The organism is uncultured Sphingomonas sp., from assembly GCF_937859915.1.
Classification (GTDB): Bacteria; Pseudomonadota; Alphaproteobacteria; order Sphingomonadales; family Sphingomonadaceae; genus Solisphingomonas.
The window spans coordinates 35,200-49,242 of the sequence record NZ_CALMAW010000009.1 but is presented as its reverse complement, the minus strand read 5'-3'; the positions used below and the strand labels follow the sequence as shown (position 1 = coordinate 49,242).

The following is a 14,043-nucleotide window of genomic DNA, read 5'->3' as shown; positions in this document are numbered from 1 at the left end:
GCCCAGGCCCGCGCCGCCGCCGGCGCCCCTGGCCAGGCGCGCGACGCCGGTCAGGATGCGACGCCCGGTCAGACGTATCTTGCGACCTCAGACGCATCTTGCGACCTCAGACGTATGTTGCGACCTCCGACGTATGTTGCGACCGACGCGACCGTTGATCCGTAGGCAGCCGACGCCATCGGATATCCGCGCCTTTCGCCGAGACGGTCTCCATTCCCGGCAGTGACGCGCGCGACCTACGATCGGCCTGCGGGTTCGAGACGAGAGCCGGGCTGCGGCGTCCGCCCGGCGATCCTCGTCGGCCCCTGGCGCAGCATGAGCCTCGGCTCTGCGGCGACAGCCTCGCCGCCCGATGCGCACGCACCGCGGCCGAGGCGCCGCGCCGAGCCCTGCGGCGCGCCCTAGCCCGCGCGGATCCTGGCCAGCACGTCGACCGGAATATGCGGATCGACGAAGGTCGGCGGCACCGCCACCTGGACATGCTTGCGCAGCGTGCCGACCGTGACGTGCGGCCATAGGATGCCGTCGTCGAACTTGAGCATCACGGTCTGCGAATATTGCAGCTGCTGAAAGTCGGGCGCGCCGCCCGTCCCCTTGACCGTCTCGATCCAGAAGGTCGAGGTCACCTTGGTCGCATCCGCATTGGGACCCTGGGCGCCGCCGACGAGGAAGGAGGTGTTGCTCGTACCGCCGCCGGTGATCGGCGCGGGGGCCGCGGTCGAGACCTCGAGGATGGTGACCGCGGTGATCGTCTGCCCGTGGATCGCCGCGGCCAGCACCGAATTGGGATTGTCGACCATCGCCTGGGTGATGCCGACGATGTTGGCGGGCGGCGAGCGGAACGGCGTCGAATGCGACAGATTCTGCTGCTCGAACGGCACCGCCGGCCCGCGCGGCGGGATCGGATTGATGTTGATCGCGGGAAACATCGGCGCGCCCTGCCCGGCATGCGCCTGGCCCTGCGCGAGGATCGTCGTGCCGTGCGGGATCGAGGCCATGCGCACCACCGTCGGCGGCTCGGCCGGGCTGCTGGTCTGCGGCACCGTCGCCCAGATTCCGGGCTCGATATGCAGGCCCGCCCCGACCACGGAATCGCTAATCTGCTGGAGATAGGTCAGGCCGAACATGTTGATGTCGGGCTGGAAGAAGCCGCGATTGGGGATCTGCCCGCTGATCGCGGTGAATTCGAGCGTCTCGGTGGTCAGGTTGAGCTCGAGGAACTCGTCTTCCTTCGCCGGCGGCTTGGCGAAGAAGGGGCGCCAGATCGTGTTGAAGCCGGTGCCCGACCAGGTCCCCGGCAGATCCTTGAGCGGCCCCAGCGGATCGAGGATGGCGGGAAAGGGCAGATGCACCGGCTGCGCGATCGCGGGCAGCGGCGTAAAGGAGAAATTGGCCTTCAAGTCCATCATGGAGCTCCCGTCTGACGACATCGAACAACCGCGAACGCACAGGAATATCGACGCACTATCGACAGGACCCGTCTTGCGCGCAGCGGGTCGTGAGACACTGTTTTACGAGCGCCATGCTTGCTGGCCGGACCGGTCTATTAGCAATGCCGCCTGCGTCAAAGCGAAGATCGATGCATTATGACGCGGTCTTCGGTCGGCACGCGCCGGACGGACACCCCTACCCGCACCCCCCCGCACCCGCACGAAGGCGCGCCGTCGCGGCGGCGGCGGCGATGCTCGAGGACGCGCCCGATTTCGCGCCCGTCCCGCGCGAGCACAGCCGCTACGACGGCTGGACGCCCGCGCCCCAGCGCGCCGTCTTCAAGCTGCTTGGCGAACATGGCTGCGTGCGCCGGGCCGCCGCGGCGCTCGTCATCCCGTCAAGCGTGACCGGTCGCGGGCACACGCGCAAGCGACGCTGTCGGGGCCCCTAGCCTGCGGACAACGCCGTCGTCGCGCGCGCGGCACAGAAATCGAGAGCCACGAGCCCCAGGCTCGATTGCTTCGCCGCGACGCTCCTCGCGATGACGGGAATGGCGCGCTTTGATGGTCTGTACTTGGCCCGCTTTAGACCCGCTGGATCAACCGTCGCCTACCTGCCGGCGGAAAGCCGATCAGAGCAACGACCAGCCGGGCCAAAAACGACTATCGCGCGACCTTGGACTATCGAGCCGCCTTAGTTGGTCCAATTGGGATGGCTCGCAATCAGCTTGGCGTCAAATGCGTCCACCCGATCTGTGGACCAAAGAGGATGACGCTTTACCGTCTCTTCGGAAACGATCTGTTTCAAGCGTCGATCCAGCATGTCTTGATCGTGAAACGTCAACGATCCGCCGTCCTCGCGTCTTTTCTTCGCGACAAGGCGCTTATAGTCGGCAATGTTGCGACGATAGTCTTGCACCGAAGACGATCCCCTTATGCGGTTACTGGCATAGGGACCATAGATCTGCGCAAGGCCGGGGGTGGCCAGTCCAATGGCAAGCGCTACGAAGGTAAGGGATCGAGCTAGCGTCATGATCGCAACCTCTCCGAACAGTCTTTCGGCGAAACTCATTTCGTAACAGCCGGGTTCCCCATCGCAAAGCGGTTCGGACACGCCGAATATTGAGGTTCTCGCCCGTCTGCTTTCCAGAACGGCGAAGTCCTGCCATCAACATAGTTGTCGGGCGCTTGCCGCCCTCGCTGCCGTCATGGCGAGTGCGAAGCGCCATAGCGGTCCACGGGCCGGACCCGGATTGCTTGCCCCGGCTCTAGCCCGGGGTCGCAAGGACGGCGCTCGGGGCTCAGCCTTCGTCGCCCATCCTCAGCGCGGCGATGAACGCCTCCTGCGGGATCTGCACGCTGCCATATTCGCGCATCCGCTTCTTGCCCTCCTTCTGCTTCTCGAGGAGCTTCTTCTTGCGGGTCGCATCGCCGCCATAGCATTTGGCGGTGACGTCCTTGCGCATCGCCGCGATCGTCTCGCGCGCGATCACCTTGCCGCCGATCGCCGCCTGCACCGGGATCTTGAACAGGTGCCGCGGGATCAGGTCCTTCAGCCGCTCGCACATGCCGCGCCCGCGTGCCTCGGCGGTGCCGCGGTGGACGATCATCGACAGCGCGTCGACCGGCTCGGCATTGACCATGATCGACATCTTGACGAGGTCGCCCTCGCGGTAGCCGATCTGGTGATAGTCGAAGGAGGCATAGCCGCGCGAGATCGACTTCAGCCGGTCGTAGAAGTCGAACACCACCTCGTTGAGCGGCAGCTCGTAGGTGATCTGCGCGCGGCCGCCGACATAGGTCAGGTTCTTCTGGATGCCACGGCGATCCTGGCAGAGCTTGAGCAGCGAGCCCAGATATTCGTCGGGCACGTAGATCACCGCCTCGATCCACGGCTCCTCGATCGTCGCGATCTGCATCACGTCGGGCATGTCGGCGGGATTGTGCAGCTCGATCTCGCCCTTGTCGTGCGCGAGCTGGATCTTGTAGACCACGCTCGGCGCCGTCGTGATCAGGTCGAGATCATATTCGCGGGTCAGCCGCTCCTGGATGATCTCGAGATGGAGCAATCCCAGAAAGCCGCAGCGGAAGCCGAAGCCCAGCGCGGCCGAACTCTCCGCCTCGAAGCTGAACGAGGCGTCGTTGAGCCGCAGCTTGTAGAGGCTGTCGCGCAATTTCTCGAAGTCGGCGGCGTCGACCGGGAACAGGCCGCAGAACACGACGGGCTGGACGGTCTTGAAGCCGGGCAGCGCCTCGGCGGTCGGGCGCTTGGCGTCGGTGATCGTGTCGCCGACCGCGGTCTGCGACACCTCCTTAATCTGCGCGGTGATGATGCCGATCTCGCCCGCGGCGAGCTCGGTGAGTTGCTCGAGCTTGGGGCGCATGCAGGCGACGCGGTCGACCAGATGCAGCGTGCCATGCTGCATGAACTTGATCTGCTGACCCTTCCTGAGGACGCCCTCGACGACGCGGACGAGGATGACGACGCCCAGATAGGGATCGTACCAGCTGTCGACGAGCATCGCCTTCAGCGGCGCGTCGCGGTCGCCCTTGGGGGGCGGGATGCGGGTGACGATCGCCTCGAGCACCTCGGCGATGCCGATCCCCGACTTGGCCGAGGTCAGGATCGCATTGTCGGCGGGGATGCCGATGATGTCCTCGATCTCGGCCTTGACCTTGTCGACCTCGGCGGCGGGCAGGTCGATCTTGTTGATCACGGGCACGATCTCATGGTCGTGCTCGATCGACTGGTAGACGTTGGCGAGCGTCTGCGCCTCGACGCCCTGTGCGGCGTCGACGACCAGCAGCGCGCCCTCGCAGGCGGCAAGGCTGCGCGACACCTCATAGGCGAAGTCGACATGGCCGGGGGTATCCATGAGGCTGAGCTCATAGGTCAGCCCGTCCTGCGCCTTATAGCTAAGACGCACGGTCTGCGCCTTGATGGTGATCCCGCGCTCTTTCTCGATGTCCATGTTATCAAGGACTTGCGCCGACATCTCGCGCTCGGTGAGGCCCCCGGTCGACTGGATCAGCCGGTCGGCGAGCGTCGACTTGCCATGGTCGATATGCGCGATGATCGAGAAGTTGCGGATACGGTCGAGCGGAATGGACACGGTGGGAAATCGTCCTCGGGCGGGAAAGCGTGCGCGCCCGATAGCACCGCACGCCGCATTGCCCAAGCGGCGCGTCCGTTGAGGCGGACGGCGGGGGCGGACGGCGGGGGCGGACGACGGGGGTGGTCGCGAAATCGGCGCCCGGCGCAAAAGAGACGCTTGCCGAGCCCGTCGGGCCTGCCTATAGGCCACCCCGCTTGGCACCGCCGGTCGGCTCCCGAGTGATAAAAACGACCGGTGCTCCGTCGGGGAGTAGCTCAGCCTGGTAGAGCACTGTCTTCGGGAGGCAGGGGCCGGAGGTTCGAATCCTCTCTCCCCGACCATTTTTCTTTAACGATATCATGCCGCGCGCTTCGTCCGTGGCCCGGCAGACGGCTCGATCGGCATCGTGCCATATGCGACGACTTTGCCCGCGTGCCATAACCGGCGCCGGACGCGGCGGGATCGCGACGCCGCACAGGCGCAAAGATCTCCTCAACCCCGGCGACGCCCCGGCGAGAGGTCAGCCGTTCGCCCGTGCCCGCCTGCTAGCCCGCAGAAGGCGCCGTGCGATGCGACGGCATCCGGTTCGGCGCGGTCTCGCGTGCCGGCCTGATCCGATACCAGATCGCATAGAGCGCCGGCAGGAACACCAGCGTCAGCGCCGTGCCCCCGATCGTCCCCCCGATCAGCGTGAAGGCGAGCGAGCCCCAGAACACCGAGAAGGTCAGCGGGATGAAGGCGAACACCGCGGCGAGCGCGGTCAGCACCACCGGTCGCGCGCGCTGCACCGTCGCCTCGACGACGGCATGATAGGGATCGAGCCCGTCGGCCTCATTCTGGTGGATCTGTCCGATCAGGATCAGCGTGTTGCGCATGATGATCCCGGCGAGCGCGATCAATGCCAGGATCGCGTTGAACCCGAATGGCTGGTTGAACAGCAGCAATGTCGGCACGACCCCGACCAACGCCAACGGCGCGGTCAGCAGCACCATCGCCATCGCCGACATCGAGCGGACCTGGAAGATGATCACCACCATCATCAGGATGATCATCAGCGGGAAGACCGCGGCCAGCGCGACGTTCGCCTTGCCGGCCTCCTCGAGCGCGGCGGCGGTTTCGATCTTGTAGCCCGGCGGGAGCGCATCGACGATCGGCTTGATCTGCTTGATCACCGCGAGCGAGATGTCCGGCGGCTGATATTGTTCGCCGATGTCGCCGCGCACGGTGATCGTCGTATAGCGGTCGCGACGGCGCAGGATCGGATCCTCCATGCGGATCTCGGCCTTGCCGATCTGGCCGAGCGGGACGCGCTGCCCGGCGCTGCCGGTGAGCGTGAACGCGTCGAGCTTGGCGGGGTCGAGGCGGTCGGGGCCGGCGCTGCGCGCGATCACCTCGACGGACCGGATATCCTCGCGGATCTGCGTGACCGGCGTGCCGGTCAACAGAAACTGGAGCTGCTGCGCGGCATCATGCGAGGAGAGGCCGATCGCGCGCAGCCGATCCTGGTCGAGCACGACGTGGACGGTCGGCACGCGCTCGCCCCAGTCGGTGTTGACCTGCCGCATCGATCCGTTCTTGAGCATGGCCTGGCGGACCTGTTCGGCGATCGCGCGGACCTTGTCCTCCTCCGGCCCCATCACGCGGAACGCGACCGGGAAAGGCGAATAGGGCCCGAACACGATCTGCGTCGCACGGATGCGCGCGCCGGGGACAAGGCCCTGTGCCGCGACCTGGCGGACGCGCAGCTTGAGCGTCTCGCGATCCTCCTTGCTCGGCGTCAGCACGACGATCTTGGCGAAGGACGGATCGGGCAGCTCGGGCGACATCGCGAGGAAGAAGCGCGGCGCCCCCTGCCCGACGTAGCTCGTGACGATCTTCGCCTCGGGCTGCTTGCGCAGCCACGCCTCCATCTTCGCGGTGGCGGCGCTGGTCGTCTCGATGCTGCTGCCTTCGGGCATCTGCACCTCGACGAGTACTTCGGGCCGATCCGAGATCGGGAAGAACTGCTGCTTGACGAAGCCCATGAAGAACACCGCGACGAAGAACAGCGCGACGACGGTCAGCGCCACCTTCTTCTTGTTGTCGACCGTCCAGGAGATCAGCGCGCGCAACCGATTATAGCGCGGCGTACCGTAGATCGCGGCATGGCCGCCCTCGATCGCCTTGATGTCGGGGAGCAGCTTGACGCCGAGATAGGGGGTGAACACCACCGCCACGACCCACGAGGTCAGCAAGGCGAAGCCGACCACCCAGAAGATGTTGCCGGCATATTCGCCCGCGCTCGACTTGGCGAAGCCGACGGGCATCAGCCCGATCGTGGTGACCAGCGTGCCGGCCAGCATCGGCGCCGCGGTATGGCCCCAGGCGTAGGTGGCGGCGGTGATGCGGTCGTGGCCCTCCTCCATCTTCACCACGATCGTCTCGATGATGATGATCGCGTCGTCGACCAGCAGGCCGAGCGAGAGGATGAGCGCGCCGAGCGTGATCCGGTCGAAGTCGCGGCCCGTCGCCAGCATGATCACGAACACCCCGGCGAGCGTCAGCGGCACCGCCAGCGCGACGACGATGCCGACACGCCAGCCGAGGCTGATCAGGCTGACCGCGATCACCACCGCCAGCGCGACGAAGAACTTCAGCATGAACTCACCGTACGCCTCCTTGATGTTCACCGCCTGGTCGGTGACCTTGGTGAAGGAGAGGCCGAGCGGCATGTCGGCGGAGATCGCCTTCGCCTCGGCGTCGAGATCCTTGCCGAGCTGGAGGCCGTTGTAGCGTTCCTTCATCACCACGCCGAGTTCGAGCGCGGGCTCGCCCTGGTTGCGGATCAGGAAGGTGGCGGGATCCTCGTAGCCGCGCCTGACGTCGGCGATGTCGGAGAGCTTGAGCGTCTTGCCGCCCGCGACGATCGGCGTGTCCTTGATCTTCTGGACATCGTCGAGCGCGCCATCGAGCCGGACCTGGACCTGGGGACCGTCGGTGTCGATCGACCCGGCGGGGGTGACGAGATTCTGGTTGGCGAGCGCGGCGAACACGTCGCGCGCGGAGACGCCGAGATTGGCGAGGCGGGCATAGGAGAATTCGACGTAGATCTTCTCGGGCCGCTCGCCGATGATGTTGACCTTCTTGACGCCCGCGACGTGGAGCAGCCGCTGGCGCAGCGCCTCGGCCTGGCGGACGAGCAGCCGCTGCGGCTCGCCGCGTGCTTTCAGCGCGTAGAGCGCGAAGGTCACGTCGCCATATTCGTCGTTGATGAAGGGGCCGGCGACGCCGGTGGGCAGTTTGAGCGCCTCGTCTCCGAGCTTCTTGCGCGCCTGGTAGAATTCCTCGGGCACTTCGGCAGGCGGTGTCGGATCCTTGAGCGTCACCGTCGTGAAGGCAAGACCCGGACGCGTAAACGTCTCGGCGCGATCATACCATTTGAGCTCCTGCATCCGCTTCTCGAGCGGCTCGGCGACCTGATCCTGCATCTCCTGCGCGGTGGCGCCGGGCCACGTCGTGACGAAGGTCATCGACTTGATCGTAAAGGTCGGGTCCTCGGCGCGCCCGAGATGAAAGAAGGCGAACAGCCCGGCCACCGAAATCGCGAGGATCAGGAACAGCGTGACCGCGCGCTCGCGGACCGCCAGCGCGGAGAGGTTGAAGCCGCTCATCGCGCCGCGACCGCGTCGGGGGCGATGCGGACCGCCTCGCCCTGGTGGAGCAGATGCGCGCCGAGCGCGACGAAATGCTCGCCCGACTTCACCCCATCGGCGATCGTCGCGGTCTCGTCGCCGAGGCCGGCGAGCCGGACGGGACGCCAGGTGACCTGAAGCGGCGACCCGGCGACGATCCACACGCCCGGCCCGTGGCCATTGTCGAAGAGCGCCGACAGCGGCACCTCCATCGCGCCGGCCGCCTTCGCGTCCGTCAGCGCGATCGTCACGGTCGCGCCGAGCGGCGCGTTGGCCGCCGCGCCCTCGAGCACGTAGCGCGCGTCGAAGGTGCGGGTCATCGGGTCGGCGGCGCTGGAGAGCTGGCGAAGCCGGGCCGAGCCCGATGCGGCGGCGTTGAAGATCGCGGCGGACGCGGTCGACCCGATCGCGGGGCGGATCGTCTCGGGCAGGCTGACCGTCGCCTCGCGCGGCCCGGCATGCGCCAGCCGCACCACCGTCTGCCCAGCGCTCACCACCTGGCCCGGCTCGGCGAGCGTCTCGACGACGACGCCGTCCGCATCCGCCACGAGCACCGAATAACCGGCTTCGTTACGCGCGACGCCGGCCTGCGCCTGCGCGGCGTCGAGCTGCGCCCTGGCCGCGTCCGCCGCCGCCTTCGCTTGGTCGTAGGCCGATGCCGAGACGGCACCCGCCGAGACGAGATCGCGGTAGCGCGCCTCGTCCGCCGCGGTCTGCAGCGCCTTGGCGCGCGCCGCGGCGACGGAGCCCGCCTGCGCGACCGTGGCAAGCGCGAGATCGGTGCGGTCGATCCGCATCAGCGGCTGTCCGCGGCGGACGACCTGCCCCGTGTCGACCAGCCGTTCGACGATCTTTCCAGGCACGCGGAACCCGAGATCGCTCTGCACCCGCGCCGAGACGATGCCGGTGAACGTGCGCCTCGACTGACCGGCGGCCCCCACGGTCGCGACCCGCACCAGCGGCGGGCCGACGCGCGGGTCGGCCGGCGCCTTGGAACAGGCGACCAGCGCCAACGCCAGCGCGCCGCTGAGGATCATCGAGCCGGAATTCTCGAGACGTAGCATGGCGCGCTCCCCACATTGGGCCGCGCTCATCTGTCGACGTGTGACCATATTGTCAATACGTCACCGGCGGTCTTTCCCGTCGGTGCTACGGGGCAAGGCTCCGGAGGACGAGGCTCGCCACCTCGTTGGCGCCGTCGGGAATGGCGTCGAGATTATATTGCAGCATCACCGGGTTCATGAACGGCTGATAGACCAGCATGATCGCGCGCACGGCCTCGTCGATCGGCGTCTTGCGCTCGAACTCGCCCGCCTGGCGGCCCTCCTGGATGATGGCGGTGAGGATCCCGCCGATCTCGTCGAGATAGGCCATCGCGGACGGCCATTTCTCGGCGCAGGAATAGGCGGCGATTTCGTAGATCTTGCGATCCCGAAAGGCGATGTCCGCGGTCGTCACGGTAATCGTTCGGAACAGCCGGCGCAATTTGTCGGTGGCCGACCTGCCCTCCGATAGCGATTGATGGACCGCCGCGGTGACCGTGCCGAGGCAACGGCTGCAGATCGCCTCGCCGATCGCCTGCTTCGAGGTGAAGAATTTGTAGATATAGGCCTTCGAAAAGCCGATCGCCTTGGCCAGATCGGCCACGGTCGTCTTGCCATAGCCATAGCGGCCGAAATGGTCGTCGGCGGCGTCGATGATCTGGTCGCGGATGCTATGATCTGCGGGGCCGCGTTGCCCGGCCGCGGTGCTGGCTTGGAGGTCGCTCATCGCGATCACATAGCGTCTGCGGGAAATATTGACAACGAGTGACCACAACATATAATAGTCACTCACCGCTCAGACCGAGGCCGCAATGCGCAATTTTCCTTTGGCGACCGCCTTGTTTGCCGCGAGCCTGCTCGCCGGCTGTGCCGTCGGACCGGACTATCATCGGCCGGCCATGGCCGCGCCCGCGGCGTTCATGGGCAGCGCGGCCGTCCAGTCGCGATCGGTGCCGGCGATGCCCGGCCCCGAAGACACGCGCTGGTGGTCGAGCTTCGGCGATCCGATGCTGACCGCGCTCGTCGATCGGGCGCTGGGGCAAAATCTCGACGTCGCGCAGGCCGTGGCGCGTGTCTCCCAGGCGCGCGCCGGGCTGCACGAGGCGACCGCAGCGCTGCTCCCGTCGGGGACCGTGTCGGCGTCGGCAGCCGCGCAGCGGCTTTCCGAGGACACGCTGCAGGGACGCCAGCTCGCTGCATTCGGGATCGGTCGCAACACCGAGGCCTATGAAGCCGATCTCGGTGCCAGCTGGGAGATCGATCTGTTCGGCGGGCTGCGGCGCGATCGCGAGGCGGCCCTGGACGCGTATCAGGGCGCGCGCGCCGATGTCGCGGCGGCCCGGCTCTCGGTCGCGGCGCAGGTCGCCGACAGCTATATCACGATCCGCGGACTGCAGGAGCGCCTGGCGGTCGCCGACGCGCAGGTCGGAACGCAGCAGCGGCTCGTCGACACGATCGGCCTGCAATATCGCAAGGGGATCGCCGCCGAACTCCAGTTGCGCCAGTCCGAGGGAGCGCTGGCGCAGGTCCGCGGAACCGTGCCCGTGCTCCAGGTCGCGCTCGACGGCGCGCTCAATGCGCTCGACGTGCTGATGGGCGAACAGCCGGGTACCGAGCGCGCGCGGCTGTCCGCACCCGGCGCCATCCCCATGGCACCCGCCATCACCGCCATCGGCAGCCCCGCCGATCTGCTCCAGCGCCGCCCCGACCTGATCGTCGCGGAGCGCAAGCTGGCCGCCTCGAATGCGCAGATCGGGTCGGCGATCGCCGAATATTATCCCAAAATCTCGCTGAGCGGCCTGATCGGCACCGCGGCGACGGGGCCGGCAAGCCTGCTCACCGGCGGGGCGACGCAGGCGCAGGGCGTGTTCGGGCTACGCTGGCGGCTGTTCGACTTCGGCCGCGTCGACGCCGAGATCAAGGCCGCGCGCGGCCGCAACGCCGAAGCGCTGGCGGCCTATCGCCTCTCGGCGCTGCGCGCGTCGGAGGATGTCGAGGATGCGTTCTCGGCACTGGTCAACCGCGAGCAGCAACGGCGCACGCTGGCGGACGGCGCCAAGGCGCTGACCCGCGCGCAGCAATCTTCGATGGCGGCGTACAAGGGCGGCGTCGTCAGCCTGATCGAGGTGCTCGACGCCGACACGCGCCTCCTGGAGACACGCGACGCACTGGCACAGGCAAGGACCGAGACCGCGCGCGCCGCCGTCGCGTCGTTCCGGTCGCTCGGCGGCGGATGGACTGCCGCTACACCCAGCGGCGGTGGCGCGTAGTCCGAAAATGCGGACGCCGATCCAAAGCGGCCGGCAAGAGAATAGTCCGCACCGATCGCCGCGCCACGAAACCAGCCCAGGCGACCCGTCTATACTTTAGTCGCGCAGCATGGACTCCGGACGATCGCCAAGCCGACAAACCTTCGGCTTACGCCGCTTGCCTTTGCGGTCGCCCCGCTGTTCGACGACGTCGATTTCTACATCATCGGCTCAGGCTACAAGGGCGATCTTGGCGGGAACGTCAAACTGCTCGACGAGATGACGTTCGACGCGACGCTGCCCTATGTCCGCTTCAGCGACGCGGTCGTCGCGCCCTATCGCGAATCCACGGCGTCTTCCTATCTCGCTGAAACCAGCCTCAAGCTGCTCCAGGCCTCCTTCTACGGGATACCGTCCATCTGCCCGCATTTCGCGGTCGGCGACGATCCGCTCCGGCATGGCTATACCGCGGGGAACGGCGCGAGCGCGATCGCGGCGACCAGGGCAGCGCTGGGTACGGCGCGCGTTCCGGTCATGCAGAATGCGCCGACCTGGGATCGCGTCGCCGAACAGCTTTTCGCGTGATGCCGGCCGAAGGATGTTCGGCTAGCGTCCATCCTATCTGTTGAGGCTATTCTTCTTCGCGTTTGGCCGGCTTGGCCGCGTGTCGAGCAACCCCGCGGACCATGCCTAGACTGTGATCCGCCGACCAAGACGAGGGCGTGACGGCATGTGGGTCATGTCGGCCGCGCGATGTCCGGCCGACGCCCATGGCGAAATCGCCTGGTCGCGCTCGGACCCGCCGCCCGCCCGTCGTCTCGGCACTCCCCGCGTGCCGGATAGGTCTTGGCGAGATGGGCTTGCCGTCGCCGCGCTGCGCTAGGCTGGGGTCCGCACCGGCCGGCCAAGCGTCGGCCGCCTTCGCAGACCAGGAGTCTTCCGTGATGCCGTTCGTCCCGCCCGCGACCGATCTTCCGCTTTCGGCGACGACCCGCGCCTTTCTCCAAGGTCCCTTCCCGTTGCTGATCGCCGGCGTGTCGCGCCCAGGCGTCGCGGGCGAGACGCTCGCGACCTTCGATCCGGCGACCGGCGCGCATCTCGCCGACGTCGCGATCGCCGATGCGCAGGACGTCGATGCCGCGGTGATCGCCGCACGCGCCGCGTTCGAGGGCGGCTGGGGCAGGAGCCGCGGCGCCGACCGCGCGCGGCTGATCCGCAAGCTTGCCGCGCTGGTCGAGCGCGATGCGGACCTGCTCGCCGAGGTCGAGGTGCTCGACAATGGCATGCCGATCGGGCTCGCGCAGATGATCGTCGGCGGCGCGGTCGAGATGCTCGATTATTATGCCGGCTGGGCGACACGGATCGAGGGGACGACCACCGCGCCGCCCGCGCATCTCACCATGTTCGGCGAGGCACTGACCTATACGGTGCGTGAGGCGGTCGGGGTGATCGGGCAGATCGTGCCGTGGAACGTGCCGCTGTCGATGGCGATCCTCAAGCTCGCCCCCGCGCTGGCGGCGGGGTGCACGGTCGTGCTCAAATCGTCCGAGGAGACTCCGCTCTCGGCGATCATCCTGGGCCGCCTGATCAGCGAGGCGGGCTTTCCCGACGGCGTCGTCAACATCATCTGCGGGATCGGCGAGGTCGCGGGCGCCGCGCTGGTCGCGCATCCGGACGTCGACAAGATCGCCTTCACCGGATCGACCGAGGTCGGCAAGCTGATCGTGCGCAGCGCGGTCGAGACGATGAAGAAGGTCTCGCTCGAGCTCGGCGGCAAATCCCCCGTTGTCGTCTTCGCCGACGCCGATCTCGATATCGCCGTCCCCGGCGTCGCGATGGCGACCTTCTTCCTGCAGGGCCAGAACTGCATGGCCGGCACGCGGATCTTCGTCCACGAGGCGATCCACGACGATTTCGTCGCCCGGCTCGCCGCGCACGTCGCGACCTATCGCATCGGCCATGGCCTCGATCCGGCGACGCAGATCGGCCCGCTGATCTCGCAGGGACATCGTGACCGCGTCGCCGCCTATGTCGAGAGCGGGATCGCCGCGGGCGCGCGCGTGCTGGTCGGCGGGACGACGCCCGAGGGTCCGGGCAATTTCATCGAGCCGACCATCTTCGCCGACTGCACCCCCGACATGGCGATCGTGCGCGAGGAGATTTTCGGGCCGGTGATGGCGATCGAGCGCTTCGGCGACGAGGACCTCGACGCGGTCGCCAAGCGCGCCAACGACAGCGTCTACGGCCTGTCGGGCAGCGTCTGGACGCGCGACCTGTCGACCGCGCACCGCATGGCGGCGCGCATCCGATCTGGCCATGTCTCGATCAACTGCCACGGCGCGGTCGCCGCCAACATCCCGTTCGGCGGCTACAAGCAATCGGGTTGGGGCCGCGAGTTCGGCAAGGAGGGGCTCGACCTCTATCTCGAGACCAAGGCGATCACGGCGCGGCTCTAAGGCGGCGCGATCGGCGCCGCTTAACCGCTGGACGAACAGCCGTGCCGCCGGCGTTGCACCGCCCGATCGCGCTGGCCATCACGGATCGAACGCTGCGCC

At 67.5% G+C, this 14,043-nt stretch carries 10 protein-coding genes and 1 tRNA gene; 5 read left to right on the top strand and 6 right to left on the bottom strand.

Annotation, left to right across the window (positions count from 1 at the left end; translation table 11 throughout):
* Window positions 1-401 precede the first annotated feature (401 nt).
* Window positions 402-1,409 carry a heme-binding protein gene (locus tag Q0326_RS01460; RefSeq protein WP_298686319.1) on the bottom strand — a complete coding sequence of 336 codons (1,008 nt, stop codon included), beginning with the start codon at window positions 1,407-1,409 and terminating at the stop codon, window positions 402-404.
* A 170-nt stretch (window positions 1,410-1,579) separates the two neighbouring features.
* On the opposite strand from Q0326_RS01460, the gene Q0326_RS01455 reads away from it, so the two are divergent.
* Entirely contained in the window at window positions 1,580-1,882 is a 303-nt protein-coding gene (locus Q0326_RS01455; RefSeq protein ID WP_298686317.1) for a hypothetical protein, read from the top strand.
* A gap of 242 nt (window positions 1,883-2,124) precedes the next feature.
* Here Q0326_RS01455 and Q0326_RS01450 read toward each other — a convergent pair whose 3' ends face one another.
* Both Q0326_RS01450 and lepA read right to left on the bottom strand, forming a co-directional pair.
* Window positions 2,125-2,502, bottom strand: a complete 378-nt coding sequence (locus tag Q0326_RS01450; RefSeq protein ID WP_298686315.1) for a hypothetical protein — start codon at window positions 2,500-2,502, stop codon at window positions 2,125-2,127.
* 229 nt (window positions 2,503-2,731) lie between these two features.
* Entirely contained in the window at window positions 2,732-4,543 is a 1,812-nt protein-coding gene (lepA, locus tag Q0326_RS01445; RefSeq protein ID WP_298686313.1) for a translation elongation factor 4, read from the bottom strand.
* 246 nt (window positions 4,544-4,789) lie between these two features.
* Here lepA and Q0326_RS01440 point away from each other — a divergent pair.
* Window positions 4,790-4,866, top strand: a tRNA-Pro gene (locus Q0326_RS01440).
* A 204-nt stretch (window positions 4,867-5,070) separates the two neighbouring features.
* Here the strand turns inward: Q0326_RS01440 and Q0326_RS01435 are convergent.
* The 3 genes from Q0326_RS01435 to Q0326_RS01425 all read right to left on the bottom strand — a co-directional run bounded on the left by Q0326_RS01435 (window position 5,071) and on the right by Q0326_RS01425 (window position 9,966).
* Window positions 5,071-8,175, bottom strand: a complete 3,105-nt coding sequence (locus tag Q0326_RS01435) for an efflux RND transporter permease subunit (RefSeq protein ID WP_298686311.1) — start codon at window positions 8,173-8,175, stop codon at window positions 5,071-5,073.
* Window positions 8,172-9,260, bottom strand: a complete 1,089-nt coding sequence (locus tag Q0326_RS01430) for an efflux RND transporter periplasmic adaptor subunit (protein ID WP_298686309.1) — start codon at window positions 9,258-9,260, stop codon at window positions 8,172-8,174. Before Q0326_RS01430 ends, Q0326_RS01435 begins: the two co-directional genes overlap by 4 nt.
* 85 nt (window positions 9,261-9,345) lie before the next feature.
* Entirely contained in the window at window positions 9,346-9,966 is a 621-nt protein-coding gene (locus Q0326_RS01425) for a TetR/AcrR family transcriptional regulator (RefSeq protein ID WP_298686307.1), read from the bottom strand.
* An 85-nt stretch (window positions 9,967-10,051) separates the two neighbouring features.
* Between Q0326_RS01425 and Q0326_RS01420 the strand changes: the two genes are divergently transcribed.
* From Q0326_RS01420 to Q0326_RS01410, 3 genes are all read left to right on the top strand, one after another.
* A complete protein-coding gene (locus Q0326_RS01420; RefSeq protein WP_298686305.1) occupies window positions 10,052-11,509 on the top strand; it encodes an efflux transporter outer membrane subunit in 1,458 nt (485 codons plus the stop codon).
* Window positions 11,510-11,767: 258 nt separating this feature from the next.
* Complete coding sequence (locus tag Q0326_RS01415) at window positions 11,768-12,073, top strand: hypothetical protein (protein ID WP_298686302.1); 306 nt, start codon at window positions 11,768-11,770, stop codon at window positions 12,071-12,073.
* A gap of 359 nt (window positions 12,074-12,432) precedes the next feature.
* Window positions 12,433-13,944: an aldehyde dehydrogenase family protein gene (locus Q0326_RS01410; protein WP_298686323.1), complete on the top strand. Its 1,512-nt coding sequence runs from the start codon at window positions 12,433-12,435 to the stop codon at window positions 13,942-13,944.
* Window positions 13,945-14,043: the final 99 nt, after the last annotated feature.

Coding starts and splice junctions, on each gene's coding strand:
- Q0326_RS01430 (WP_298686309.1), bottom strand. CDS start 9,260: ATGCTACGTCTCGAGAATTCCGGCTCGATGATCCTCAGCGGCGCGCTG.
- Q0326_RS01450 (WP_298686315.1), bottom strand. CDS start 2,502: ATGAGTTTCGCCGAAAGACTGTTCGGAGAGGTTGCGATCATGACGCTA.
- Q0326_RS01420 (WP_298686305.1), top strand. CDS start 10,052: ATGCGCAATTTTCCTTTGGCGACCGCCTTGTTTGCCGCGAGCCTGCTC.
- Q0326_RS01415 (WP_298686302.1), top strand. CDS start 11,768: ATGACGTTCGACGCGACGCTGCCCTATGTCCGCTTCAGCGACGCGGTC.
- Q0326_RS01435 (WP_298686311.1), bottom strand. CDS start 8,175: ATGAGCGGCTTCAACCTCTCCGCGCTGGCGGTCCGCGAGCGCGCGGTC.
- Q0326_RS01460 (WP_298686319.1), bottom strand. CDS start 1,409: ATGATGGACTTGAAGGCCAATTTCTCCTTTACGCCGCTGCCCGCGATC.
- Q0326_RS01455 (WP_298686317.1), top strand. CDS start 1,580: ATGCATTATGACGCGGTCTTCGGTCGGCACGCGCCGGACGGACACCCC.
- Q0326_RS01425 (WP_298686307.1), bottom strand. CDS start 9,966: ATGAGCGACCTCCAAGCCAGCACCGCGGCCGGGCAACGCGGCCCCGCA.
- Q0326_RS01410 (WP_298686323.1), top strand. CDS start 12,433: ATGCCGTTCGTCCCGCCCGCGACCGATCTTCCGCTTTCGGCGACGACC.